The organism is Streptococcus oralis, assembly GCF_001983955.1.
Lineage (GTDB): Bacteria > Bacillota > Bacilli > Lactobacillales > Streptococcaceae > Streptococcus > Streptococcus jiangnanensis.
Genome location: NZ_CP019562.1, coordinates 1,726,074 through 1,752,711, shown reverse-complemented (window position 1 = coordinate 1,752,711; position 26,638 = coordinate 1,726,074). Strand labels below are relative to the sequence as shown.

The 26,638-nt window shown below is 42.6% G+C and carries 25 protein-coding genes; 17 read left to right on the top strand and 8 right to left on the bottom strand.

Annotated features, from left to right (window positions below; genetic code table 11):
- The first annotated feature begins 4 nt into the window (after positions 1-4).
- From BWR56_RS08635 to BWR56_RS08610, 5 genes are all read left to right on the top strand, one after another.
- Positions 5-1,246: an aminopeptidase gene (locus BWR56_RS08635; protein WP_076984820.1), complete on the top strand. Its 1,242-nt coding sequence runs from the start codon at positions 5-7 to the stop codon at positions 1,244-1,246.
- Positions 1,247-1,255: 9 nt separating this feature from the next.
- Positions 1,256-1,486, top strand: a complete 231-nt coding sequence (locus BWR56_RS08630) for a GlsB/YeaQ/YmgE family stress response membrane protein (protein WP_000901578.1) — start codon at positions 1,256-1,258, stop codon at positions 1,484-1,486.
- Between the two features lie 231 nt (positions 1,487-1,717).
- On the top strand, positions 1,718-2,440 hold the full coding sequence (locus BWR56_RS08625) for a pseudouridine synthase (RefSeq protein WP_076984819.1): 723 nt from the start codon (positions 1,718-1,720) through the stop codon (positions 2,438-2,440).
- Positions 2,441-2,549: 109 nt separating this feature from the next.
- Positions 2,550-3,884 carry an aminopeptidase C gene (pepC, locus tag BWR56_RS08615; protein ID WP_076984818.1) on the top strand — a complete coding sequence of 445 codons (1,335 nt, stop codon included), beginning with the start codon at positions 2,550-2,552 and terminating at the stop codon, positions 3,882-3,884.
- Between the two features lie 164 nt (positions 3,885-4,048).
- Positions 4,049-6,277 (top strand): HAD-IC family P-type ATPase, encoded by a 2,229-nt coding sequence (locus BWR56_RS08610; RefSeq protein ID WP_076984817.1) that lies wholly within the window; start codon positions 4,049-4,051, stop codon positions 6,275-6,277.
- A 57-nt stretch (positions 6,278-6,334) separates the two neighbouring features.
- Here BWR56_RS08610 and BWR56_RS08605 read toward each other — a convergent pair whose 3' ends face one another.
- The 4 genes from BWR56_RS08605 to BWR56_RS08590 all read right to left on the bottom strand — a co-directional run bounded on the left by BWR56_RS08605 (position 6,335) and on the right by BWR56_RS08590 (position 10,233).
- On the bottom strand, positions 6,335-7,246 hold the full coding sequence (locus tag BWR56_RS08605) for a PTS system mannose/fructose/sorbose family transporter subunit IID (RefSeq protein WP_076984816.1): 912 nt from the start codon (positions 7,244-7,246) through the stop codon (positions 6,335-6,337).
- Between the two features lie 14 nt (positions 7,247-7,260).
- The gene (locus BWR56_RS08600; RefSeq protein WP_076984815.1) at positions 7,261-8,073 is read right to left on the bottom strand and encodes a PTS mannose/fructose/sorbose transporter subunit IIC; all 813 of its coding nucleotides are present in this window, start codon (positions 8,071-8,073) and stop codon (positions 7,261-7,263) included.
- A 75-nt stretch (positions 8,074-8,148) separates the two neighbouring features.
- On the bottom strand, positions 8,149-9,138 hold the full coding sequence (locus BWR56_RS08595) for a PTS sugar transporter subunit IIB (RefSeq protein ID WP_076984814.1): 990 nt from the start codon (positions 9,136-9,138) through the stop codon (positions 8,149-8,151).
- 282 nt (positions 9,139-9,420) lie between these two features.
- Positions 9,421-10,233, bottom strand: coding sequence for a Cof-type HAD-IIB family hydrolase (locus tag BWR56_RS08590; protein WP_076984813.1), 813 nt, complete (start codon positions 10,231-10,233; stop codon positions 9,421-9,423).
- 187 nt (positions 10,234-10,420) lie between these two features.
- Between BWR56_RS08590 and BWR56_RS08585 the strand changes: the two genes are divergently transcribed.
- The 7 genes from BWR56_RS08585 to BWR56_RS08555 all read left to right on the top strand — a co-directional run bounded on the left by BWR56_RS08585 (position 10,421) and on the right by BWR56_RS08555 (position 17,653).
- Complete coding sequence (locus BWR56_RS08585; protein WP_049520591.1) at positions 10,421-11,839, top strand: NCS2 family permease; 1,419 nt, start codon at positions 10,421-10,423, stop codon at positions 11,837-11,839.
- A gap of 53 nt (positions 11,840-11,892) precedes the next feature.
- Entirely contained in the window at positions 11,893-12,594 is a 702-nt protein-coding gene (locus tag BWR56_RS08580; protein ID WP_076984812.1) for a CPBP family intramembrane glutamic endopeptidase, read from the top strand.
- 109 nt (positions 12,595-12,703) lie between these two features.
- Positions 12,704-13,654 carry a dihydropteroate synthase gene (folP, locus tag BWR56_RS08575; RefSeq protein WP_076984811.1) on the top strand — a complete coding sequence of 317 codons (951 nt, stop codon included), beginning with the start codon at positions 12,704-12,706 and terminating at the stop codon, positions 13,652-13,654.
- Position 13,655: 1 nt separating this feature from the next.
- Entirely contained in the window at positions 13,656-14,978 is a 1,323-nt protein-coding gene (locus tag BWR56_RS08570; protein ID WP_076984810.1) for a bifunctional folylpolyglutamate synthase/dihydrofolate synthase, read from the top strand.
- Complete coding sequence (folE, locus tag BWR56_RS08565; RefSeq protein ID WP_000380931.1) at positions 14,959-15,513, top strand: GTP cyclohydrolase I FolE; 555 nt, start codon at positions 14,959-14,961, stop codon at positions 15,511-15,513. The genes BWR56_RS08570 and folE overlap by 20 nt, the downstream gene beginning before the upstream one ends.
- A 42-nt stretch (positions 15,514-15,555) precedes the next feature.
- Positions 15,556-16,377, top strand: coding sequence for a 2-amino-4-hydroxy-6-hydroxymethyldihydropteridine diphosphokinase (folK, locus tag BWR56_RS08560; protein WP_076984809.1), 822 nt, complete (start codon positions 15,556-15,558; stop codon positions 16,375-16,377).
- Positions 16,370-17,653: a hypothetical protein gene (locus BWR56_RS08555; protein WP_049505203.1), complete on the top strand. Its 1,284-nt coding sequence runs from the start codon at positions 16,370-16,372 to the stop codon at positions 17,651-17,653. Before folK ends, BWR56_RS08555 begins: the two co-directional genes overlap by 8 nt.
- A gap of 50 nt (positions 17,654-17,703) precedes the next feature.
- On the opposite strand, the gene BWR56_RS08550 is transcribed toward BWR56_RS08555, so the two are convergent.
- Positions 17,704-18,021: a DUF960 domain-containing protein gene (locus tag BWR56_RS08550; protein ID WP_049505202.1), complete on the bottom strand. Its 318-nt coding sequence runs from the start codon at positions 18,019-18,021 to the stop codon at positions 17,704-17,706.
- Positions 18,022-18,225: 204 nt separating this feature from the next.
- Here BWR56_RS08550 and ccpA point away from each other — a divergent pair, with 204 nt between their 5' ends.
- On the top strand, positions 18,226-19,236 hold the full coding sequence (gene ccpA / locus BWR56_RS08545; RefSeq protein ID WP_044020171.1) for a catabolite control protein A: 1,011 nt from the start codon (positions 18,226-18,228) through the stop codon (positions 19,234-19,236).
- Positions 19,237-19,289: 53 nt separating this feature from the next.
- Here ccpA and BWR56_RS08540 read toward each other — a convergent pair whose 3' ends face one another.
- Complete coding sequence (locus BWR56_RS08540; protein WP_049505201.1) at positions 19,290-20,252, bottom strand: asparaginase; 963 nt, start codon at positions 20,250-20,252, stop codon at positions 19,290-19,292.
- Positions 20,253-20,317: 65 nt separating this feature from the next.
- Between BWR56_RS08540 and BWR56_RS08535 the strand changes: the two genes are divergently transcribed.
- Positions 20,318-21,703 carry a Cof-type HAD-IIB family hydrolase gene (locus BWR56_RS08535; protein ID WP_049505200.1) on the top strand — a complete coding sequence of 462 codons (1,386 nt, stop codon included), beginning with the start codon at positions 20,318-20,320 and terminating at the stop codon, positions 21,701-21,703.
- 36 nt (positions 21,704-21,739) lie between these two features.
- On the opposite strand, the gene BWR56_RS08530 is transcribed toward BWR56_RS08535, so the two are convergent.
- Positions 21,740-22,192 carry a universal stress protein gene (locus BWR56_RS08530; RefSeq protein WP_000079162.1) on the bottom strand — a complete coding sequence of 151 codons (453 nt, stop codon included), beginning with the start codon at positions 22,190-22,192 and terminating at the stop codon, positions 21,740-21,742.
- A gap of 167 nt (positions 22,193-22,359) precedes the next feature.
- Between BWR56_RS08530 and BWR56_RS08525 the strand changes: the two genes are divergently transcribed.
- The 3 genes from BWR56_RS08525 (at position 22,360) to rpmH (ending at position 24,297) form a co-directional block, all read left to right on the top strand.
- Entirely contained in the window at positions 22,360-22,659 is a 300-nt protein-coding gene (locus BWR56_RS08525; RefSeq protein ID WP_049505199.1) for a hypothetical protein, read from the top strand.
- A 144-nt stretch (positions 22,660-22,803) separates the two neighbouring features.
- Entirely contained in the window at positions 22,804-24,018 is a 1,215-nt protein-coding gene (locus tag BWR56_RS08520) for a pyridoxal phosphate-dependent aminotransferase (RefSeq protein ID WP_000666454.1), read from the top strand.
- Between the two features lie 144 nt (positions 24,019-24,162).
- A complete protein-coding gene (gene rpmH / locus BWR56_RS08515) occupies positions 24,163-24,297 on the top strand; it encodes a 50S ribosomal protein L34 (protein WP_000831905.1) in 135 nt (44 codons plus the stop codon).
- Positions 24,298-24,478: 181 nt separating this feature from the next.
- Here rpmH and BWR56_RS08510 read toward each other — a convergent pair whose 3' ends face one another.
- A complete protein-coding gene (locus BWR56_RS08510) occupies positions 24,479-26,323 on the bottom strand; it encodes an APC family permease (protein WP_071851912.1) in 1,845 nt (614 codons plus the stop codon).
- Positions 26,324-26,638: the final 315 nt, after the last annotated feature.

Here is a 26,638-nt window from a genome sequence, read left to right as displayed (position 1 = left end):
ACAAATGGTTTTACCAAATTTTAAAGAAAATCTAGAAAAATACGCTAAGCTTTTGGTTGCAAACGGTGTGAATGTGCAACCGGGTCACACCTTGGCTCTCTCTATCGATGTGGAGCAACGCGAGTTGGCTCACTTGATTGTCAAAGAAGCCTATGCACTGGGTGCACATGAGGTTATCGTTCAGTGGACAGATGATGTGATTAACCGTGAGAAATTCCTCCACGCGCCGATGGAGCGTCTGGACAATGTACCAGAATACAAGATTGCTGAGATGAACTACCTCTTGGGAAACAAGGCTAGCCGTCTAGGAGTTCGTTCATCTGATCCAGGTGCCTTGAACGGAGTGGATGCGGACAAGCTTTCAGCTTCTGCCAAAGCTATGGGACTCGCGATGAAGCCAATGCGCATCGCAACTCAATCCAACAAGGTTAGCTGGACTGTAGCAGCCGCTGCTGGACTTGAATGGGCTAAGAAAGTCTTTCCAAATGCTACGAGCGATGAAGAAGCAGTTGATCTTCTTTGGGATCAAATCTTCAAAACTTGCCGTGTCTACGAAGAAGATCCTGTTAAAGCTTGGGAAGAGCATGCTGCTATCCTTAAGAGCAAGGCAGAAATGCTTAATAAAGAGCAATTTTCAGCCCTTCACTACACAGCGCCAGGGACAGATTTGACACTTGGCTTGCCTAAGAATCACGTTTGGGAATCAGCTGGCGCTATCAATGCACAGGGAGAAGGATTCTTGCCAAATATGCCGACAGAAGAAGTCTTTACGGCTCCTGACTTCCGTCGTGCAGATGGCTATGTAACCTCTACAAAACCACTTAGCTACAACGGAAATATCATCGAAGGCATTAAAGTAACTTTCAAGGATGGACAAATCGTTGACATTACTGCTGAAAAGGGTGATCAGGTCATGAAAGACCTTGTCTTTGAAAATGCTGGTGCGCGTGCCTTGGGTGAATGTGCCTTGGTACCAGATCCAAGCCCAATTTCACAGTCAGGCATTACTTTCTTTAATACCCTTTTTGATGAAAATGCTTCAAACCACTTGGCTATCGGTGCAGCTTATGCGACCAGCGTTGTTGGTGGGGCAGAGATGAGCGAAGAAGAGCTTGAAGCTGCAGGACTGAACCGTTCAGATGTTCACGTGGACTTTATGATTGGTTCGAGTCAAATGGATATCGATGGTATCCGTGAGGATGGAACACGTGTACCACTCTTCCGCAATGGAGACTGGGCAATTTAAGGAGAAGCTATGCTTGGAAGTATGTTTGTTGGTCTCCTAGTGGGACTCTTGGCAGGTGCTTTGACCAATCGTGGAGAAAGTATGGGATGCTTTGGGAAAATGTTTCTCGGCTGGATTGGTGCTTCTTTGGGGCACCTGCTCTTTGGGACTTGGGGTCCAAACCTAGCGGGGATAGCTATTGTTCCAGCTGTTTTAGGTGCTATGGTTGTCTTAGCTATTTTCTGGAGACGAGGAAGTTAATTTCTTAAATCTGATACTCAATGAAAATCAAAGAGAAACTAGGAAACTAGCCGCAGGCTGCTCAAAGCACTGCTTTGAGGTTGTGTATAGAACTGACGAAGTCAGCTCAAAACACTGTTTTGAGGTTGCAGATGGACGTTGACGCGGTTTGAAGAGATTTTTGAAGAGTATGAAACGAAAAGGAGGTTGGTCATTGTACCAGCCTCCTTTTGAGTATGATATAATAGTTCTATGAGATTAGATAAATTTTTAGCTGCCTGCGCTGTAGGGAGTCGGACGGAGGTTAAAAACTTGCTCAAGGCTGGACGCGTGACGGTAAATGGTAAAAAAGAAAAGTCAGCTAAACTGCAGATTAATGAAGAAAGAGATGAGATTCGCTTTGATGGCCAAGTGCTGGAGTATGAAGAGTTTGTCTACTACATGATGAACAAGCCCCAAGGAGTCATTTCAGCGACTGAGGATTCTAAACACAGAACAGTGTTGGACTTGTTGGATGATATTGCTCGGACCAAGGAAGTTTTTCCAGTAGGGCGCTTGGATATTGACACGCATGGCCTCCTGCTTTTGACCAATGACGGCCAGCTTGCCCATGTTCTTCTTTCACCAAAACGTCATGTGGATAAAACCTATCTGGCTCAAGTCAAAGGTATTATGACCCAAGAAGATGTGGAGACATTTGCCAAGGGCATTCCGCTCAAGGACTTTACCTGCCAGCCAGCTAAGCTGGAGATTGTGTCGTTAGATTCAGTAAAGAATCAAAGTCTGGTTCGTGTGACCATTGCTGAAGGGAAGTTCCATCAGGTCAAGCGTATGGTGGCCTACTGTGGCAAGGAAGTGGTGGACCTACAACGTTTGACTATGGGAACTTTAGTCTTGGATGAGAACTTAGAACGAGGAGAATGGCGTCGCTTGACCAAGGAGGAGTTAGAGGAGCTCCTTGCTAGTATTGCTTAGTTTGGATTATGTTAGAAAAGGTGAGGAGAATGTCCTTACCTTTTTCGTTTTTCAGTTGCTTCCTTTGTGAAAAGAGTTATAATAGACAGTAGAATAAAAGGAGGAATCTATGAACGCAATTCAAGAATCATTTACTGATAAACTATTTGCTAACTATGAAGCAAATGTCAAATACCAAGCGATCGAAAATGCTGCCAGCCACAATGGGATTTTTGCAGCTCTAGAACGTCGCCAAAGCCATGTAGACAATACACCTGTTTTCTCATTGGATTTGACCAAGGACAAGGTTACTAACCAGAAAGCATCTGGTCGTTGCTGGATGTTTGCAGCTCTCAACACCTTCCGCCACAAACTCATCTCTCAATACAAACTGGAAAACTTTGAGTTGTCACAAGCCCACACCTTCTTCTGGGACAAGTATGAGAAATCAAACTGGTTCTTGGAGCAAGTCATTGCGACTGCAGACCAAGAATTGACGAGCCGTAAGGTTAGCTTCCTACTCCAAACTCCACAACAAGATGGTGGTCAATGGGATATGGTAGTGGCCCTCTTTGAGAAATACGGTGTCGTTCCTAAGTCTGTTTATCCTGAGTCTGTTTCATCTAGCAGCAGCCGTGAGCTCAATGCCATCCTTAACAAATTGCTTCGCCAAGATGCCCAAATCTTACGTGACTTGCTCGCTTCTGGTGCAGACCAAGCAACTGTTCAAGCTAAGAAAGAAGACCTCTTGCAAGAAATCTTTAACTTCCTTGCTATGTCACTAGGACTTCCACCACGTAAATTTGACTTTGCTTATCGTGATAAGGATGACAATTACCAAAGTGAAAAAGGAATCACACCACAGGAATTTTACAAGAAATATGTCAATCTTCCTCTAGAGGACTATGTTTCTGTTATCAATGCCCCAACTGCTGACAAGCCTTACGGCAAATCTTACACAGTTGAGATGTTGGGGAATGTGGTTGGTAGCCGTGCAGTTCGCTACATCAACGTTCCAATGGAGCGCTTGAAAGAATTGGCGATTGCCCAAATGCAAACAGGAGAAACTGTTTGGTTTGGTTCAGATGTCGGCCAGCTCAGCAACCGCAAAGCAGGAATCCTTGCGACAGATGTTTATGATTTTGAATCAAGCATGGATATCCAACTCACTCAAGACAAGGCTGGACGTTTGGATTATAGCGAAAGCTTGATGACCCACGCCATGGTCTTGACAGGTGTGGACTTGGACGAAAATGGCAAGTCAACCAAGTGGAAAGTTGAAAACTCATGGGGAGACAAGGTCGGTGCAGATGGTTACTTTGTTGCCTCAGACGCTTGGATGGACGAATACACCTATCAAATTGTTGTCCGCAAAGAATTGCTGACAGCAGAAGAACAAGCTGCCTATGAAGCAGAACCAATCGTACTTGCACCATGGGATCCAATGGGAGCCTTGGCAGAATAAAGCATAGAGAAAAGAGGTTAGGAAAATCCTAGCCTCTTTTTAAGTCCTTCTTAAAGTGGCGATAGATGATGCCTGCCAAGGGAATTCTTCTTATTTTGAGTCTTTAAGTGACAGAGAAAAAGATATGTGTTATTATAGTAGTACAAAAGGATATCGGAGTAGAAATGAAGTATTTAAGCAGTCAAGACATCAAGGATCGCCAACGAAACATCAGCGACATTAAACCCTACAAAACAACCAAGGAAATTGTCGTTTCAAATATTTTTACCTTTTTTAATGCCATGAACTTGGCTCTGGCAGTTCTAGTAGCCACAACCTTGCGATTCGAAAATATGCTCTTTTTAGGTGTGATTGCTATCAATACAGCCATCGGTATTTTCCAAGAAGTGCGTTCAAAAAATGCTTTGGAAAAGCTGAGTTTGCTTGGTAAGAGTAAGTACAGGGTCAATCGAGATGGTCAAACGATCGAGATTGATCCGGAGGATATTGTTTTAGGGGAGTACCTGCATCTCAATCTGGGAGACCAGGTACCTGTTGATGCGGAAGTCCTTGAAGGGAATATTGAAGTGGATGAGTCCTTGCTGACTGGTGAGAGTGATTCGGTCTTTAAAACAGTTGGTGACAAGCTGATGAGCGGAAGTAATGTCGTCAGCGGTACTTGTCTGGTTACGGCAACGGCTGTGGGTCCAGATAGCTATATTAACAAACTCGCAAAATCCAGCAAGGAATTTAAAAAATACCCTTCTCAACTACGCGATTACATGGATAAGATTTTAAAAATCGTTTCCATCTTGCTGGTGCCAGTTGCCATTCTGCTCTATGTAAGAGGTTTTAGTCTAGGACGGTCTTATGTTGAGATTGTCTTGGGAAGTTCAGGCGCCTTGGTCGGCATGATTCCAGAGGGTTTGATTCTCTTAGTCAGCGTTTCTCTAGCAGTAGCGGCCATGAAGCTGGCTAAAAAGAAGGTTCTGGTGCAGGAGCTATACTGTGTGGAAACTTTAGCGCGAGTAGATGTTCTTTGTTTTGATAAGACAGGTACCATCACGACTGGTAATATGAAGGTTCAAGAAATGGATGCTAATGTAGAAGAGAAACTGTCTTCTTATCTAGCCTATTTTGACGATGAAAATGCAACTTCCCGAGCTCTGAAGACTTACTTAACCTGTGAGAAAAAGTGGGAAGTTCAAGAAGTCGGTGCCTTTTCAAGCAAAAACAAGTATTCCTTTGTTCAAGTAAAAGATGGTGGGACCTATTTCTTCGGAGCCTATGAATTTCTAGGCTTTACCCAGCCGATGGATGCCTACTATGAGCATCTGAAACAGCAAGGTTTTCGAATCTTAACACTCGCTCATAGCAAGGACCAGATTACGAGTCCAGCTAATATGGAACTACTAGGCCACGTCGTTTTGTCAGATGAGATTAAGGACAATACCAAGGAAACCTTTGACTATTTCGAATCTCAAGGTGTTGAAGTGAAGATTATCAGTGGTGATAATCATGTAGCTGTATATGGGGTGGCTCGTAAGGCAGGTTTTAAGGAAGAAGCCCGTGCGATTGATATGACCAAGGTGAGTGAACAAGATTTTGAAAGAGTGGTCTTGGAACACGAAATCTTTGGACGTGTTACACCTGAACAGAAGCAAAAGATGGTATCTATTTTGCAAAATGCGGGTAAGACAGTTGCCATGAGTGGTGACGGGGTCAATGATGTTCTGGCTCTCAAGAAAGCAGCTATCAGTTTTGCTATGAATGGTGCTACTAGCGCAGCCAAAAGTGTATCCAATATTGTTTTTTTGACCGATGATTTTGCGGTATTTTATGATATCTTGATGGAAGGTCGCCGGGTCATCAATAACATCCAAAAGGTAGCCTCTCTCTTTCTGACAAAGACCTTCTTCTCCATCGTGTTTGCCATTTTGAGTGTGGTATTTGGTTTGGAATTTGCCTTTATCCCCATTCAGTTTACAATCATTTCAGCCATTACGATTGGGATTCCATCCTTCTTTCTAACTTTTGAGTCCAATAAAGAAAAGGTCAGCACACATTTTATGCGAGATATTTTGACCAATGCTGCGATTGGTGGTGGCATTCTAGTCGCTAGTGTACTCTTGACGAACTTCTTTATCACTGTCCCTGGTCAGGTCAAATTTATTTGCTTCCTACTAGCTTTAATCAATGGTCTGTGCCTAGTTGCCAAGGTCAGTCTGCCATTTAATCGATACAAACTAGTCTTGCTCATACTTTTGAGCCTTGCAGCCCTTGTTGGATTGCTTGTCAATACCTTTATCCTGCAAGGAGCGTCTGTGCCTTTAGAAACTACCCAAGTCGTCTATGTAGCCATCCTAGCAGTGGTGATTGGAGGCTTGCATTATCTGACTAGAAGAAAAAGTTGATACACAAAAAGAATCAGGTTTATTACCTGATTCTTTTTTATTTATATTCTCGATGGTTTACATGATACCGAAGTAACGAGCTGCGATACCTACTGCAAAGAGAGCAAGGATGATTAGGATTGGAGATACTTTTTTCTTAAGCAACGACATGCAAAGGAAAGTAAGGAGAAGTCCCATCAATCCTGGGATCAATGAGTTCAACTGACCTTGAAGGGTTTGTGGTTGAATCTTATCTAGGCTCAATCCTCCAAGTGCATCAGCAAGAATTCCTTTCAATTCAGCACCAGTAACAGCACCTTCTGGGAAGTTGATGTAAGCTCCTTCAGCCAATTGTTTACCTGGAAGGTTCACAGTAAAGTTGATAGATACCCAACGTTGTACAAGAACGGCAAGGATGAACATACCAAGGATAGATGCCCCTTTAGTGATGTCTTTCAAGATACCACCAGACATGTCTTTAGTGATTTCAGATCCAGCCCTGTAACCAAACTCTTGTGTTTGCAATAGGAAGGCCATACGGATTATATTCCATCCAAAGAAGAAGAGAAGGGGACCAACGATGTTACCAGTTGCAGCGAGTGATGCACCAAGAGCACCAAGGATAGGACGAACTGTGAACCAGAATACTGGGTCACCGATACCAGCAAGAGGTCCCATCATACCGATCTTAACCCCTTGGATAGCCGCGTCATCGATTTCAACACCGTTAGCGCGTTCTTCTTCAAGTGCAAGCGTAACCCCCATGATAGGAGCAGCTACGTATGGGTGAGTGTTGAAGAACTCAAGGTGACGCTCAAGAGCAGCGGCTTGTTCTTCTTTAGTAGTGTACAATTTTTTGATAGCTGGAATCAATGAGTAAGCCCAACCCAAGTTTTGCATACGCTCATAGTTCCAAGAACCTTGAAGGAATTGTGAACGCCACCAAACTTTTCGACGATCTGATTTTGTTAATTGAATTTTTTCAGCCATGATTGTTCCCCTTTCTAGTAGTCTTCTAGGATATCACCGATTGGGTCGTTAGAAGTCGCAGCTCCTCCGCCACCGTTTCCACCTTGTTTAGAAAGGTTAAGATAGATGAAGGCAAGGGCAACACCGATGACACCAAGGGCAATCAAAGTCAATTGTGAAATCGCTGCAAGAGCGAAACCGATTGCGAAGAATGGCCATACTTCACGAGTTGCCATCATGTTGATAACCATAGCGTAACCAACGGCAACGACCATAGCACCACCGACAGCCATACCACCGTTCAACCATTCTGGCATCAATTTAAGAGCATCTTGGACAGCAGAAGCTGGGATAGCGATAAGGAAGGCTGCAGGGATTGCGATACGAAGACCTTGAAGAACAAGAGCAAAGTAGTGAGCGCGTTCAACGGCAGCAAAGTTTGCGTCTTTAGCAGCAGCATCAGCTGAGTGAACCAAGACAACTGAGATTGTACGAACAATCATTGTCAAGAAAAGTCCAGCTACGGCAATAGGGATAGCTGTTGCAGTTGCAACAGCGATACCTTCAGTAGTAAAGTTTCCACCTTTGATCAAGATGATTGCTGCAGCAACAGATGCAAGAGCAGCGTCAGGAGCTACGGCAGCTCCGATGTTTGCCCAACCAAGGGCGATCATTTGAAGAGATCCACCAAGCATAACACCTGCTTCGAGGTTACCAGTTGCAAGTCCGATAAGGGTACATGCGACGATTGGTTGATGGAATTGGAATTGGTCGAGGATACCTTCAAGACCTGCAAGGAAGGCAACAACTACAACCAAGATAGCAGAAATGATTGAAATATCTGACATGGTTTTATTCCTTTTCTATTTAGTTTTAATAAAGTATTTAATCCTGTTTTCAAAAATGCTCGAAACAGATTAACATTATTGAACGTTTGCTTTCTTAATCAAGTCAAACAAATCTTTTTTCGTGTCGTTTGGTACTTTACGTACGTCAAATTCAACACCGAGGTCACGCATTTTTTCAAAGGTTGCAACGTCTTCTTTGTCCATAGACAAAACGTTGTTGATCATTGTTTTACCTGTTGAGTGAGCCATAGAACCAACGTTAAGGGTCTTGATTGGTACGCCACCTTCGATAGCACGAAGTGCATCTTGTGGAGTTTCAAACAAGATAAGGGCATGAGTTTCGCCGAAACGTGGGTCTTTTGCAACGTCGATCAATTTTTGAATTGGGACAACGTTGGCTTTTACTCCGTTTGGAGCTGCTTGTTTGATCAATTCTTTACGCAAATCGTCGTTTGCAACGTTGTCTGAAGCAACGATAATACGATCCGCTTTTGAATCTGGAGTCCAAGCAGTGGCAACCTGACCGTGAAGGAGACGAGTGTCTAGACGAGCAAGGTTGATTTTCAGTTTACCGTCACCGATAACTGTTCCTTCTGGAATAGCAGCTTGGGCAACTGGAGCAGCTGCAGTAGTTGCAACTTCCTCAACTGGGTTAAGCTCTTCTGGAAGAGCCTTGATGCCATCTTTGGCTTCTTTAATGATATTCGCAGCGACTTTATCCACACCTGCATTCGCGTCCATAAGGCGCTCTGTGTAGGCTTGGATCAACATCGGCAAGTTCAGTCCTGTGATGATGGCAAACTTACGTTCTGGATTTTCTCCCATTACGCGGCTAGCTTGGTTGAATGGAGATCCACTCCAAAGGTCAGCCAATACTAGAACCTCATCTTCTGCGTCAAATGCAGCCACAGCGTTGTTGAATTTAGCGTAAAGGTCATCTGGACCTTCATTTGGCATAAAGGTTACAACTTGAACCTTTTCTTGTTCACCAAAGATCATAGATCCTGACTGATGAATACCCGCAGCAAATTCGCCGTGGCTCGCAATAATGATTCCGATACTCATTATTGTCATTCCTCCTTATAAAATGTTTGACTGTATGTTTAAGAAAACTTTAAGCCTAACTTTAAGTATAAACCGTTTTCATATAAAAATCAACTACTTTTTCTAAAAAGATGTAAAAGTTTTCATAGAATGACTTTTTAAAAATATTAATATATCAATGTTTTTGAGAGATAAATGAAAATGGTAATAGAAAATTTAATATAAAAATACAGAAAACGAGGTGCTTTTGTGAAAACAGAATGAAAACAAAAAGGAAAGATTGCGACCATGCAATCTTCCCTTTTATAGGAATAAATTTTGTAAAGCGTGGGCAACTCCATCTTCTTCGTTGGTCAGAGGAAGTTGTTCGTCTGCATAGGGAAGCAAGTCCGGATTGGCGTTTTTCATAGCATATCCCTTGCCTGCAAATGCCAACATTTCAGTGTCATTATGCTCATCACCAAAGGCGATTAAGTCTTTTTTATCACGATTCATCACATTGAGCAAGTACTCTAGAGCAAAGGCCTTGTTTACCCCTTTGGGAGTACACTCGAGGATGTTGAGGGGGCCTCCCCAAGTATTGATGGATAGTTGGTGTTGATAAAAACGATTCATCTCGTCTGCCAGAGCGTATTTATCCTCAGCTCTTGTTTGCAAGAGGATGCAGTTGGGGTCCTTGGTCACCAGTTCAGGCTTGAATTGATTTTCTGGTTGGAAATTTTCCACACCAAATAATTTTGGATCTGCGATTTCTTTATTAGGAGCTGTAATGTAGAATTTCTTACGGTATTCTCCAGCAATAAAGTCAGCTTGGATATCCTCTTTGCGTTGGACCATGTCCAAAAGGTATTTTTTATCCAAGGTCAAGCACTTTTCATGCGCCCAAGTCTGTCCTGGTAGATGGGTAAGAGAACCATTAAAGTTAATCATGGGAGTATGCAATTCTAGTTCACGGTAGAAATCTTTTGCCATACGATACGGACGGCCTGTCGTGATGATGACATGGTGCCCTTTTTCTGAAATTTTTTTGATCGTCTCTTTGGTGAAATCGGAGAGCTTGCTTTCACTATTCAGCAGGGTTCCGTCCAAATCGACTGCGATAATTTTTTTAGTCATATAAACCTTCCTAGTCGTTTCCAGATAAGATGTCTTCTATTATATCAAAAAGAAGGAAGAAAAGCAGATAAGAACAAAAACTACAGTTGCTTTGATTTATTAAATAAATCAAACAAATATATTGAAAAGGTGAATGATAAATGATATAATACTAATATTGTTCGTAAAAAACAAAAGGAGATTAAAAATGGACAAACTATTTAAACTAAAAGAGCACGGGACAGATGTCCGTACAGAGGTGCTTGCTGGTTTAACAACATTCTTTGCAATGAGTTATATTCTCTTTGTAAACCCTCAAATGCTTTCCCAAACGGGTATGCCTGTTCAAGGTGTGTTCTTGGCAACGATTATCGGTTCTGTAGTCGGTACCTTGATGATGGCTTTCTATGCTAATTTGCCATACGCACAAGCACCAGGTATGGGACTAAATGCCTTCTTCACATTTACAGTTGTATTTGGGATGGGCTATACTTGGAAAGAAGCTCTTGGTATGGTCTTCATTTGTGGAATTATTTCACTGATTATTACCTTAACAAATGTTCGTAAAATGATCATTGAGTCTATTCCTACAACACTTCGTTCAGCTATTTCGGCTGGTATTGGTGTTTTCCTTGCCTATGTTGGAATTAAGAATGCTGGTCTCTTGAAATTCTCAATCGATCCAGGTACTTATACGGTAGCAGGTGAAGGAGCGGACAAGGCTCAAGCTGCACTTACTGCAAACTCAGCAGCTGTTCCAGGATTGGTAGACTTCAATACTCCAGCAGTATTGGTGGCTCTTGCAGGTCTGGCTATTACCATCTTCTTTGTTGTTAAAGGCATCAAAGGCGGAATCATTCTCTCTATTTTAACAACGACTGTCCTTGCCATTGCTGTTGGTGTTGTCAAATTATCAGGGATTGACTTTGCTAGCAACAATCTTTCATCAGCGGTTAATGATTTAGGAACTTTGTTTGGTGCCGCTCTTGGTTCAGAAGGTTTAGGATCTTTGATTTCAAACACTTCACGTTTACCAGAAACCTTGATGGCTATTCTTGCCTTCTCACTAACAGATATTTTTGATACAATCGGTACTCTTATCGGTACTGGTGAAAAAGTTGGTATCGTTGCGACAAGTGGGGAAAACCATGAGTCCGCTAAATTGGACAAGGCTCTTTACTCTGACTTGGTGGCAACTTCAGTAGGTGCCATTGCAGGTACTTCAAACGTTACAACCTATGTTGAGTCTGCGGCGGGTATTGGCGCTGGTGGACGTACTGGGTTGACAGCCCTAGTGGTTGCAATCTGTTTTGCTCTATCTAGCTTCTTTAGCCCACTTCTAGCGATTGTTCCGACAGCTGCAACAGCACCAATTTTGATCATCGTCGGAATCATGATGCTTTCTAACTTGAAAAATATCCCTTGGGATGATATGGCTGAAGCGGTTCCTGCTTTCTTCACATCTATCTTTATGGGATTCAGCTACTCTATCACACAAGGGATTGCTGTTGGTTTCTTGACATACACCTTGACAAAAGTTGTCAAAGGTCAAGCCAAGGATGTGCACGTAATGATTTGGATTTTGGATGCCTTGTTTATCCTTAACTATATCAGTATGGCGCTATAAATGGTATAATAGAAAAAGGGGAGTCTCCCCTTTTTCTTATAAGGAGGTACATCATGAAAGATAAGACAATTTGGCAAGAGATTTTGAACAGAGGAATGTGGGTCCTCATCCTTTTAGTGGCTTTAATTCTAGCGCAAGTTCCTTTAGGGCTATCTTTTTGGCTAGCTTCTAAACAATTTCCTCTTTTACAGTCAGGGCTCTTAGTCGGTGCCCTATCCATTGTTATTTTGGCTGTCTTTATTTTAGGTGCTAGAAAAACACAACTTGCTACTTTTAATCTGTCCTTTTTTAAGGCCAAAGACTTGGCTCGTTTGGTGTTGAGTTACCTAGTGATTTTTGCTAACAATTTGTTTGGTGCAGCTTTGCTTCGCATGACGAATGAGACGACAACTAGCAATCAATCAACTATTAACGGTCTGGTTGAAAATAGTTCCTTGATTGCCACTTTTTTCATACTAGTCTTGATTGCGCCGATTTGTGAGGAAATTTTGTGTCGTGGGATTATTCCTAAAAAAATCTTCCGAGGTAAGGAAAAACTTGGCTTTGTTGTTGGTGCAATCGTCTTTGCCTTACTCCATACTCCAACCAATCTACCTTCTGTACTTATTTATGGAGGGATGTCAACAGTTCTAACTTGGACAGCCTATAAGACAGAACGTTTGGAGATGTCCATTTTGCTTCATATGATTCTCAATGGTGTAGCCTTTTGTTTGATAGCTATATTAGTATTGATTAGTAGAAATCTGGGCCTATAATTCTAGACCATTGGCCTACTTGGAAAAGATGAATGCTTGCGTATCCATCTTTTTCTTTTTATGGTAAAATAGAGAAATAATGTGGTGAAAAACCTTGAGGAGTGACCCTATGTCAACTAAAGTAAATCATGCAAAGACAGCTATTTGCGGAATTATCAATGTAACCCCAGATTCCTTTTCGGATGGTGGTCAATTTTTTGCTCTTGAGCAGGCACTCCAGCAGGCTCGTAAATTGATAGCAGAAGGAGCCAGCATGCTAGATATCGGTGGAGAATCAACTCGCCCTCGCCCGGGCAGTAGCTATGTTGAGATAGAAGAGGAAATCCAGCGTGTTGTTCCAGTGATTAAAGCAATTCGTAAGGAAAATGATGTCCTTATTTCTATCGATACTTGGAAGAGCCAGGTGGCAGAGGCTGCTTTGGCTGCTGGTGCTAATCTAGTTAATGATATCACTGGTCTTATGGGTGATGAGAAAATGGCGGATGTGGTTGCTAAGGCTGGTGCGAAAGTAGTCATTATGTTTAATCCAGTCATGGCGCGACCTCAGCACCCTAGCTCGCTCATCTTCCCTCATTTTGGTTTTGGTCAAACCTTTACAGAAAAAGAGTTAGCTGACTTTGAAAAAATGCCAATTGAAGACTTGATGGAGGCTTTCTTTGACAGAGCCCTATCGAGAGCGGACGAAGCTGGAATCGCACAAGAAAATATCCTGTTGGATTCAGGAATCGGCTTTGGTCTGACCAAGAAAGAAAATTTGCTTCTTTTACGGGATCTGGATAAACTCCATCAGAAGGGCTATCCAATCTTTCTTGGAGTGTCGCGTAAGCGGTTTGTCATCAATATCCTTGAAGAAAATGGCTTTGAAGTTAATCCTGAGACCGAACTTGGTTTCCGCAATCGAGACACAGCTTCGGCTCATGTAACCAGTATCGCTGCGAGACAGGGTGTGGAAGTGGTACGCGTGCACGATGTAGCCAGTCACAGGATGGCAGTTGAAATTGCCTCCGCTATTCGTTTGGCAGATGATGCAGAAAATCTAGATTTAAAACAATATAAGTAAGATGAACGAAATTCAAAACAATCAGTGGATTGCCCACTATCGGACGGACCAACCACATTTTGGTTTGGAGCGAATGGTAGAACTCCTAGCTTTACGTGGCAATCCCCATCTCAAACTCAAGGTTATCCATATCGGCGGAACAAATGGTAAAGGTTCGACCATTGCTTTTTTGAAAGAGATGCTGGAAAAGCTAGGCCTGAGAGTAGGGGTGTTCAGCTCGCCCTATCTCATTCATTATACAGATCAGATTAGCATCAATGGGGAATCTATCCCCGAGGCTAGACTAGAAGCTCTCATGGCAGACTATGAGTCTTTGCTTGAGGGGGAGAAGAGCGCTGTTTTACAAGGAACGACCGAGTTTGAGATTATCACTGCCCTAGCCTATGATTATTTTGCTGCTGAAAAAGTTGATGTGGCCATCATGGAAGTCGGCATGGGTGGACTTCTGGATAGCACCAATGTCTGTCAGCCCGTCCTGACAGGAATTACGACTATTGGCTTGGACCATGTAGCTCTACTTGGTGATACTATAGAGGCCATAGCAGAACAGAAGGCTGGTATTATCAAACAAGGCATTCCTTTGGTGACAGGTCGCATTGCTTCAGAAGCCTTGGCTGTTATTGACCGCATTGCGGAAGGGAAAGAAGCACCGAGAATACGATATGGGAAAGATTATCAGGTCAGTTACCAAAAGAGTGTGGTGACAGGCGAAATCTTTGATTATACCAGTTCTGTCAGACAAGGTCGTTTTCAAACAGGTCTGCTTGGCTTGCATCAGATAGAGAATGCGGGGATGGCGCTTGCCCTCCTAGACACTTATTGCCAGGAGACTGGGCGAGAGTTAGCAAGTAATGACTTAATTGCTCAAGCTTTGAAAGAGACCAGATGGCCAGGGCGTTTGGAGGTCGTGTCTAGCGACCCCTTGTTGCTTTTGGATGGGGCCCACAATCCTCATGCTATCAAGGCTTTATTAGCAACCTTGCAAGAACGCTTTGCGGATTATCATAAGGAAATCCTCTTTACGTGTATTAAAACCAAGGCTTTGAAGGATATGCTGGATTTGCTAGAAACGGTGCCGGATAGCCAGCTGACTCTGACTTATTTTGATGATAGTCGGGCGACGGATGAAAGCGTGTTGAAAGGGACAGCCAAGTCTAGAAATCTCAATTACCAAAGTTGGCAGGATTTTCTAGAGCAGAAATTGACAAATAAAAATGAAGAGAAACAAACAGTTAGGATTGTCACAGGTTCCTTGTATTTCTTGAGCCAAGTGAGAGCCTATCTGATGGAGAGGAAGAACGAGAATGGATACACAAAAGATTGAAACGGCTGTAAAAATGATTATCGAGGCTGTCGGTGAGGATGCTAACCGCGAGGGCTTGCAGGAAACACCTGCTCGCGTAGCCCGTATGTACCAAGAGATTTTTTCAGGTCTTGGCCAAACTGCTGAGGAACACCTGTCAAAATCCTTTGAGATTATTGATGACAATATGGTAGTGGAAAAGGATATTTTTTTCCATACTATGTGTGAGCACCACTTCTTGCCATTTTATGGGAGAGCGCACATTGCCTACATTCCAGATGGACGTGTAGCAGGCTTGTCCAAGCTAGCTCGTACGGTTGAAGTTTATTCTAAAAAACCACAGATTCAAGAACGGTTGAATATTGAAGTGGCCGATGCCTTGATGGACTATCTGGGGGCCAAGGGAGCCTTTGTTGTCATTGAGGCGGAACATATGTGTATGAGCATGCGTGGTGTCAGAAAGCCAGGAACGGCAACCTTGACGACAGTAGCTCGTGGTCTATTTGAAACAGATAAGGACCTAAGAGATCAGGCTTATCGTTTAATGGGACTATAAAAAGAATCCGCTTTGGGCGGATTTTTCTAGAAAGGACAAGTTATGGATCAACTGCAGATTAAAGATTTGGAAATTTTTGCCTATCATGGTCTTTTCCCTAGTGAGAAGGAATTGGGGCAGAAGTTTGTTATTTCCGCAAGCTTATCTTATGATATGACCCAGGCGGCAACAGAATTGGATTTGACAGCTTCTGTCCATTACGGAGAATTGTGTCAGCAGTGGACGACTTGGTTTCAGGAAAGCACTGAGGATTTGATTGAAACGGTAGCCTACAAACTAGTTGAACGTACCTTTGAGACTTATCCTCTTGTCCAAGAGATTGAGTTGAAACTAAAAAAACCATGGGCTCCAGTGCATTTACCATTGGATACCTGCTCGGTGACCATTCGCCGTCGCAAACAACGGGCCTTTATCGCTCTGGGAAGCAATATGGGGGATAAGCAAGCAAACTTGGAACAAGCTATTGACAAACTGCGAGCTCGAGGTATCCATATTCTCAAAGAGTCCAGTGTCTTGGCGACAAAGCCTTGGGGTGGTGTGGAACAAGATAGCTTTGCCAATCAGGTGATTGAAGTAGAAACCTGGCTACCAGCACCAGTCTTGTTACAAACATTATTAGCCATTGAGTCAGAAATGGGACGGGTGAGAGAAGTGCATTGGGGGCCTCGCTTGATTGATTTGGACTTGCTCTTTGTGGAGGACCAAGTCATCTATACAGACGAGCTCATCTTGCCTCATCCTTATATAGCAGAACGCCTCTTTGTTCTTGAGCCGTTAGTGGAAATAGCTCCCCATTTTATTCATCCAATCCTAAAGCAACCAATTCGTTACTTGGTTGACCAGTTGGAGCAAGGAAATGCCTAAGCTTTCCGAGACCTATAGCAAGTGGAAGAGTATCGGGGAGGGACTACTTGCTATTGTTTTAGGGCTTCTCTTGATCCGATTTGGACAAGTTATTCCGCGAATGGGGTACCAGTTGCTGATGGGCTACTTTTCCTTGTCAGCAGTTTGGCACTTGTTGACTCGCTGGTTTCAAGATAAAAAACGTCGGGAAAATATCTTTGTAACCTTGGGCAAGCTGGTGGTTGCGGCTCTGGTGTTTGACTCTATCATCTTGCAAGACCTTGCCCTCTATCTCTTGGTCTTTATCATTGCGAGCTATCAGCTGTTTACGGGCATCATTAGTCTTGTGACATGGTCTCTCTATCGAAAAAATGCTATTCATCCTCGGCTCCATCATCTCTTCGATGCTGTATGGATGATAGGATTCGGTCTTTATAGCATCTCTCCGTTTCACGATGCAGCGAATTTTGAATTGTTCTTGCTTGGATTTTACTTGCTCATGCTAGGAGCCAGTAGCCTCCGGGACGGTTTCTTTTTTGAAAGGATAGAAAACAATCCCAAGCTGAAACGACGAATGCGAATGACTCTGCCAATCTTTGTGACAGCGCTGATCCCTATCAGCACCTTGCGCAAACTAAATGAGTGGCTGGCAAATCATGAAAGTCAAGAAGGAGAAGTTCATTCAGAAAGAAAAAACGATCAAACAGTTGATCTGGAAATTTTTGTCCATACCTCAGAAACCTCTTTCTTCCTTGCTATGGGACATGTGGATATTTGTTATCAAGGGATAGTTATTTCCTATGGTTCCTATGATCCCCACTCGGAGCGTTTATTTGGCATGGTCGGAGACGGTGTTCTGTTTAAGGCCAATCGGGAAAAATACATTGAACTCTGCAAGAGGGAAAGTCAGAAGACCTTGTTTGCTTACGGTCTGAGTTTGACGGACCAACAGAAAACAGCTATCCAAGCTCGTTTATCGGAGATAGAAGACCTGTTAATTCCTTGGGAACCAAGCTCGCAGTTGATGAAAAGAAGAGAGGGAGAGGTAAAGCACACCTACTCTTACCAACTAAAAGAGGAAGCAGATGCGACCCTCTATAAATTCAGCTCATCTGAGTTTAAGACCTACTTTGTTCTCAGTACCAATTGTGTTTTGCTGGCAGACTCTATCGTGGGAAAAGCTGGAACTGATATATTGAGTCCTCAAGGTTTCATTGTGCCAGGGACTTATCAGGATTACCTTGATTTAGAGTACACAAAACCCAATGGTCTAGTTGTTAGTCGCTCCATTTATTAGAAAAAGAAAACTCTAGTTCCTCAGCAGTTTACGCCAAGAAGCTAGAGTTTTTAAAATAGGTCATTTTCTTCAGGAAGGAGGATAGTTTCTTTACCATTCATGTCTAAAACAAGGACCCTAGGAGGGTAAAGGGGATCGAAAGGATGATTGAAATCAAAATCGATGCTAGTCGGAAGGTTTTGACTAGAGAAATGGAAGGTAATGGTCCCCGTATTGTTGAGCAGTTGAAACTCAAGTTCTTCTTCTAATTCAAAGACATTTTTCAAAAAATGATCGATAATGAACCATAAAGAGTCGATAACATCGTCGGGTAGACTGGTCACAACACCAAAACTGGCGGAACGTCTCTGTGTATTTGTAAAAGCCATGTTTCCTTCCTCCTTTTATTTTTCTTATCATACAGTAAAAAAGCTGAAAAATCAAGGAATTCTGCTTGTTTTTTCAAAATGGGAATAAACTGTGAAATTTTTTCAAAGTTTCTCTAAAAAATACTTGAAAGTGTTTACAATAAGTGATAAAATGGAGTAAGCAGATGCGTGAAAGCGAAATTTTCAATATAGAAAGGAAACGGAATGAACACAGATGATACAGTAACGATTTATGACGTTGCCCGTGAAGCAGGAGTTTCAATGGCAACAGTTAGCCGTGTCGTTAATGGCAACAAGAATGTTAAAGAGAACACTCGAAAAAAAGTCCTCGAAGTGATTGAACGCTTGGACTATCGTCCAAATGCGGTCGCTCGTGGTTTGGCTAGTAAGAAAACAACGACAGTCGGAGTTGTGATTCCTAACATTACCAATGGTTATTTCTCAACGCTTGCTAAGGGGATTGACGACATTGCTGAAATGTACAAGTATAACATTGTCCTTGCAAATAGTGATGAGGATGATGAAAAGGAAGTTTCAGTGGTTAACACTCTCTTTTCAAAACAAGTCGATGGGATTATCTTTATGGGCTATCACTTGACTGAAAAGATTCGTTCAGAGTTTTCTCGTTCACGGACACCGGTTGTTCTTGCTGGTACTGTGGATGTCGAACACCAACTTCCAAGTGTCAATATCGACTACAAACAAGCAACGATTGATGCTGTGAGTTACCTTCTCAAAGAAAATGAGAAAATTGCTTTTGTGAGTGGACCACTCGTCGATGATATCAATGGCAAGGTTCGTTTGATCGGTTACAAGGAAGCCTTGAAAAAAGCAGGACATTCTTATAGCGAGGGATTGGTCTTTGAATCAAAATACAGCTATGACGATGGTTATGCCTTGGCAGAACGCTTGATTTCATCACAAGCTACAGCCGCAGTTGTAACAGGTGATGAATTGGCAGCAGGTGTGTTGAATGGTTTGGCTGACCATGGCGTATCTGTGCCGGAAGAGTTTGAAATCATTACGACAGATGACTCTCAGATTGCACGATTCACTCGTCCAAACTTGACGACAGTTGCCCAACCTCTTTATGATCTAGGTGCTATCAGCATGCGTATGTTGACTAAGATTATGCATAAGGAAGAGTTGGAAGAACGTGAAGTTCTCTTGCCTCATGGTTTGACAGAACGTCGCTCTACACGAAAACGTAAATAGAAAAAATCAGGGAATCGCGAAGATTTCCTGATTTTGCGTTCTAGAGAAGAGGTTTATCCTTCCATATAGTCTTTCAAAGCCTGTCCTTTTAGTCCAGCATTAAGGGCAATTAATAATTTGAGGCGCGCTTTTTGAGCGTTGAGTTCTTTGACAAAGAAAACACCAGCTTGTTGCAACTGTACCCCTCCACCTTGGTAGGCGTAGACAGGTTCAGCAATGCCATTAAAGCATCGTGAGACCAAGGCGACTGGAATCCCTTTTTGGAGGAGATTTTCCAGCTTTTGAGCTGTTTCTTTGGGAATATTGCCTGCTCCAAAGGCCTGAATGACTAAGCCATCCAGCTGTTCCAAGTCTAACATATCAATTAGCTCGTCTGTCATACCTACATAGGCTGAGATGATGGGAACCAGACCTTGAATATGCTCAAGATCAAACCGGACACGAGGTTCAGCCGTTTTGAAGTAGAGGATTTCTTGCTTCATGATGAGGCCAAGTGGTCCATGTGTTGGGGTTTGAAAGGTGCTGACATTGGTCGTATGAGTTTTGGTAACATACTTGGCTGCGTGGATCTCGTCGTTCATGACGACCAGCACACCCTTGTCGGCTGCTTTGTCATCGCTGGCAACTCGCAAAGCGCTCAGATAGTTATAAACACCATCGCTACCAAGTTCGTTTGAACTACGCATGGCCCCTGTTAGAACGATGGGGATGGGCGGGATTTTCATGGTATCAAGGAAGTAAGCTGTTTCTTCTAAGGTATCTGTACCATGTGTGATGACAACTCCATCGTAGTTATCAGCTTCCTCTTTAATCTTATGATAGAGTGCAAGCATATGCTTGGGTTTGATATGAGGGCTTGGAAGATTAAAAAAGTCTAGGGCATGAACCTCAATCCCTTCAAGAGGATTGGACACATGGTTCATGGGATTGTCCTGACTAGTTACAACGGCACCAGTGGCGTCTGCTTGCATGGAAATAGTCCCACCTGTATGTAAAACAAGGATTTTCTTAGGCATGATTTAGTCACTCTTTCTGAAATGTGGTATAATCATTGTAACACAAAAGGGGAGAATGGGACAGGATGGAAGTCAAGGCTGTTTTTTTTGATATCGATGGAACGCTAGTCAACGATCGCAAGAGTGTTTTGAAATCCACTAAGGACGCGATTAAGATTGTCAAAGAGCAAGGAGTGCTTGTTGGAGTAGCGACAGGACGAGGGCCGTTTTTTGTCAAGGAATTGATGGAAGACTTAGACCTAGACTTTGCGGTGACCTACAATGGCCAATACATTTTTAATAAAGAAAAGGTGCTCTTTGCGAGTCCGATTGCTAAGTCAAGCCTGCGTCAACTGATTGCTTACGCTAAAAAGGAGCGTAAAGAAATCGCTCTTGGAACCGAGCATGCCGTTGTTGGTTCGAAAATTATGTCATTTGGTCTCGGGTCCTTTTCTCAACTGGTTAGTCGTTTTATTCCGACTGTGCTGACAAGAACTGTTAGTCGCTCTTTTAATCGGATGGTCAGCAAGGCAGTTCCTCAAAAGGAAGACGACTTGCTTAACTTGATTAATCAACCCATTTATCAAGTTTTGATGCTGATGACGCCAGAAGAATCTGAGAAGGTAGCAAGTGATTTTGACGACTTGAAATTAACTCGAAGCAATCCTTTTGCAGCAGATATCATTAACCAAGGAAATTCCAAACTAGAAGGCATTCGCCGAGTCGGGAAAGAATATGGTTTTGATCTCAACCAAGTCATGGCCTTTGGTGATTCAGACAACGATCTGGAAATGTTGGCGGGCGTTGGTATGTCGGTTGCTATGGGAAATGGCAGTAGCAGTGTCAAAGAAGTTGCCAAGCATATTACGGCAAGTAATCAACAAGATGGTATCCACAAGGCGCTCGAGCACTTTGGTGTTTTGGCTTCAGAAAAAGTGTTTGTCAGTCGAGACTACCACTTTAATAAGGTCAAGACCTTCCACCACATGATGGATGAACGAACTCAAGAAGAGCCACAGGCATGGGATGTTGAAGGTGCAACCCACCGCGCAGACTTTAAAATTGAAGAATTAGTAGAGTTTGTTCGCGCAGCAAGTTCTTCGGAGGAAGAATTCCAAGACTCCCTTGCAAGCATGCATGAGGCACTTGATAAAGCGGCAGAGAAAGTGGCGAAAAAGACACCTGCTAAGCAAAACTTGGTCGGTCAAGTGGATGCTTTGATTGACACACTGTATTTTACATACGGTAGTTTTGTTTTGATGGGAGTAGACCCAGAACGCATTTTTGATATTGTCCATGAAGCGAATATGGGGAAGGTTTTCCCTGATGGAAAAGCTCATTTTGACCCAGTTACACACAAGATTTTAAAGCCAGATGACTGGGAAGAAAAATATGCTCCAGAACCTGCCATCCGACAGGAACTACAACGTCAGTTTAAAGCTTATGAGCGACATAAAGAAAGAAAAAAATAGAAACAAAAAGGAGCCAGAGGCTCCCTTTTTTAATGATTACAATGTTTTTTCACTTTCTCTCACGACCAGCAAATCGACTTTTGCATGGCGGAGAATGTACTCAGATGAAGAGCCAACCAAGAGGCGTTCAAAGGCATTGAGCCCTGTTGCACCAACGAGAATCAGGTCAACATTTTCTGCGTCTGGAATAGTACGAGCAAGGAGGGTTTTTGGATTTCCCATTTCGATGACGATGTGAATATCGGTTACGCCAGCATCTCTTGCGCGCTTTTCGTACTCCTTCATCAGACTTTCAGCGTCGACTTGGAGTTCTTCGTAAACTTCAGCATCAAAGGTAGACACGCTTTGAAGAGCGCGTGTGTCAATAACATGGGCAATGGTGAGCTTGGATTCGTTGCGTAGAGCAGTGTAAACACCTTTAACGAAAGCCAAGTCCGCTTCTTTAGAACCATCAATTGCGACCATAACATTTTGGTAACGTTGTGCCATAATGAAACCTCCTGAAATTTTCTTACTGTTATTGTAACCCTTTTCACTAAAGAAGTAAAGTAAAAATCATATTTAAATAAATATTATCGGAGATTCGATTTGGTGGAGATATGTTACAATAAAAGAAAACGAGCTAGTAGGAAACACAGTAAAGGGGATGAGAAAGTATGAAAGGAACTGTTCAAGCTTCTAAAAAAATAAGTTTTCTTTATCATGGAATTATCCTTTCGTCGCTTGTAGGAGAAGTAGTGATGCTTTGGCAACTGGAGAGAGTCGTGTCCGTTCTCTATCCAGGTTTTATTGGATTTCTTCTCTTTCACCTAGTCTACGACATCATTTTATTTGTGATTGCAAAGAGAAGTGGTCGCTTGGACTATTTGGTCACGTGGGGCCTCTTTCTCATGTTTAATCTTTTGTATGACTCTTTTATAGCGCTGATCTTTCTAGGTTTGTCTTTTGGTATGTGAGAAAATACTTCTGTATTCTAGTTGTTTAGACGGTGAGAACCTAGTCGTTGTGATTTTTTTTCTTTGCTTGCTCATTTCAGGAAACTTGTCGCAATCCCTTTCTAGTGGTATAATGTTACTATCTCGATGAATTGAGGAAACAAGATGAAAGAATATAATAAGTCTAGTAAGTTAGAGCATGTTGCTTATGATATCCGTGGCCCTGTTTTGGAAGAAGCTATGCGGATGCGAGCAAACGGAGAAAAGATTTTACGTCTGAATACAGGAAATCCAGCAGAATTTGGCTTTACAGCGCCAGATGAGGTCATTCATGACTTGATTATGAATGCGCGTGATAGTGAAGGGTACTCTGATTCCAAGGGTATTTTTTCAGCGCGTAAGGCTATCATGCAGTATTGCCAACTGAAGAAATTCCCTAATGTGGACATTGATGATATCTACCTTGGAAATGGTGTCAGTGAGCTGATTGTTATGTCCATGCAAGGGCTTTTGGATAATGGCGATGAGGTCTTGGTGCCTATGCCAGACTATCCTCTCTGGACAGCCGCGGTCAGCCTAGCTGGGGGAAATGCCGTTCACTATATCTGTGATGAGGCTGCAGAATGGTACCCAGATATTGACGATATTAAGTCAAAAATTACTTCCAATACCAAGGCAATCGTCCTTATCAATCCGAACAACCCAACTGGAGCCCTTTATCCTAAGGAACTCTTGTTGGAGATTATTGAGATTGCTCGTCAAAACGATTTGATTATCTTTGCGGATGAGATTTATGACCGCATGGTGATGGATGGGCATGTGCATACGCCTGTGGCGAGCTTGGCACCTGATGTTTTCTGTGTCAGCATGAATGGTCTGTCAAAATCTCACCGTATCGCTGGTTTTCGTGTAGGCTGGATGGTCTTGTCTGGTCCTAAGCACCATGTCAAGGGTTATATCGAAGGGCTCAATATGCTGTCAAATATGCGCCTTTGCTCCAACGTTTTGGCCCAGCAAGTCGTACAAACATCACTAGGTGGGCACCAGTCAGTGGATGAATTGCTCCTCCCTGGTGGACGGATTTACGAGCAAAGAAACTTTATCTATAATGCCATTCAAGATATTCCAGGTTTATCTGCAGTCAAGCCTAAGGCGGGTCTTTATATCTTCCCTAAAATTGACCGTAATATGTACCGCATTGATGATGATGAACAGTTCGTTCTTGATTTCTTGAAGCAGGAAAAGGTTCTCTTGGTTCATGGTCGTGGTTTTAACTGGAAGGAACCAGACCATTTCCGTATCGTTTACCTTCCTCGTGTGGACGAATTAGCGCAAATCCAAGAAAAGATGACACGTTTCTTGAGTCAGTATCGTAGATAAGGCTTTCATAGGGAAAAGCAGGAAACATTTCCTTAGAGCTATTGACAAATAGGTCAGAATCAGATAGAATAGTAAAGTATGTTTAGTAACTGATCACTTTATAGCCGGCTAAACGAATACAAAATCTATGAGGAGGTATTCATCGTGAAACGTACTTATCAACCAAGTAAACTTCGTCGTGCGCGCAAACACGGATTCCGTAACCGTATGTCAACTAAAAACGGTCGTCGCGTATTGGCAGCTCGTCGTCGTAAAGGACGCAAAGTTTTGGCTGCATAATCCAAACGAATTCAACAAAGAAGTCAGTAGGAACTCGAGTCTACTGACTTTTCTTTTTATCTTAAAGGGTGCATTGTCCTTGAAATCGGTCATTTCAGATGAAATTCATGGAGGGCTCGTTTAAAAGGTCACATACAAAAAACTCAAAACCAGATATAAGTTACTGATTTTGAGTTTTTGTTTATTCTTTTAAGTGATAAGAGTAGCTAGCGATAACGACGTCTTCATGCCATCTGAGAGCGTATTTTAGTTTGAGGCTCATTTGATTGTGCAGGATATTTTGCCAAGGCTTGTTAGGGATAAACTGTGGGACAAGGACTGTAACAGTGTAGTTTTTTTGCTTAGCTTCTTGGGCGATTCGTTTGACATACTTAACGCTAGGGGTGATGATGTCGCGGTAGCTAGTATTGATATTCTTCAGAGTGATATTTGGGAAGTAATCGGCAAATTCCTGAAGAATTTCTTGGTCTTTTTCGGCCGTTTCTTTAGTAGAAATGTGCATGGCCAACACTTCGTCACCGATACTTTGAGCGTAGTTAATGGCTCCAACACTTACTCGAGTAACATTTCCTACTAGGACAAGGACAAGATTGCCGTCGTAAGTGCGCTTTTCAATTCCTTCGTAGAGTCGTAGTTGTTTTGCCACTTTTTGGTAATGGCTGTGAATGGACAAAAAGAGGAAAGTTAGAACTAGGATAATTGGGAAGAATGGCCAGATATCACCCAGTCTGAAGAGGAGTAAAATGAGGACAATAGCATAACAAATGATGGCCCCAAGGATATTAGCAAAGGCAGGTTTTAAGAAATTTGCTTCTTTTTCCTTTTTCCAATGACGAATCATCCCAGTCTGAGAAAGGGCAAAGGGAACGAAGACCCCGATAGTATAAAGAGGAATCAAGCGTTCAGTATTCCCGTTAAAAATGAGAAGAAGGATCATAGCTCCAAAAGCCAGAGTTAAGATACCGTTGGAGTAGCCAAGGCGATCCCCTTTTTCCATAAAGAGATGGGGCATGTACTTGTTTTTAGCCATATTGTAGGCCAACATAGGGAAGGCTGAAAAGCCAGTATTTGCAGCTACAGCTAGAATCAAGGCTGTTGAGAACTGGAAGAGATAGTAGCTAGCATGACCAAAGAATGAATCACCAAGAATGCCCTTGGCCATTTGCGAGAGGATGGTTTCTCCATTTTGAGGTGTGATGCCCATCCAGTAGTTTAGGAAGGTGATGCCTGCAAAAAGAAAACCTAAAATCAAGGACATGATGGTCAAGGTCTGAGCAGCATTCTTTTCTTTCGGAGTTTTGAAAAATGGTACCGCATTTGAAATAGCCTCAACCCCTGTCAGAGAGGCAGAGCCACTGGTAAAGGCTCTCAATAGGAGAACGATGGAAAGGCTCGGAACGGTTTGCCCAATGGTTGAAGTCGCCTGATAGTTTAGGGAACCTGTAAATAGTTGAAAGAACCCATAAAGCAAGAGAAAGACGGTACTGAAGATAAAGAGGTAGACGGGAATCATCAGAGAGCTGGCAGATTCTTTCAATCCTCTTAAATTCAAGAGCATGAGCAGGCAGACTAGGAAAATAGAGATATGAAGATTATAGGGATGGAGGGCAGGGATGGCTGCAGTAATAGCATCAGCTCCAGAAGCAACGGATACGGCTACTGTCAGCATATAGTCAACAAGGAGGCTGCCCCCTGCAATCAAGCCTAGTTCAGAGGAGAGATTTTCCCGAGTGACCATATAAGCCCCACCACCTTGAGGATAGGCGTGGATGATTTGACGATAGGAAATGGTCAAACTAGCGAGGAGTAAGAGAACAAAAATACCGATAGGGAGGCTCCACCAAATAGCGAGAGGAGAGAGACTGACTAAAACGAGAATGACTTGTTCAGGTCCATAGGCAATAGAAGACAGGGCATCACTGGATAACATTGCAAGTGCCTGCATTTTTCCAAGTAATCCCCCTTCACCATCTGTGAGAGACTTGAGTGGTCGACCGATAAAGGTATATTTTAATTTTCTAAACATTTTCTTTTCCTTTGATGAAAATTTCAATAAGTGTTATTATACTGCTTTGAAAAAAGGCAGTCAAGGGAGAATGATCGGTATTAGAATATTTTTACAAGCCGGGGGATGCTATTTTTGGTATAATAGATGGAAGAAAATGAGGTTAGAAGAGATGATTTTTGATACGCATATCTAGAGTGTTTGGAGTACAGTTTAAGGACTCTTGACATTATTAAGGTATAAATTAACCATAAAACTAACCAAAGGAAAGTTAAAGTAGCATAACGAAGAGGGAGATAAATCTCTCTTTTTATTTCACTATAATATTTGTAGATA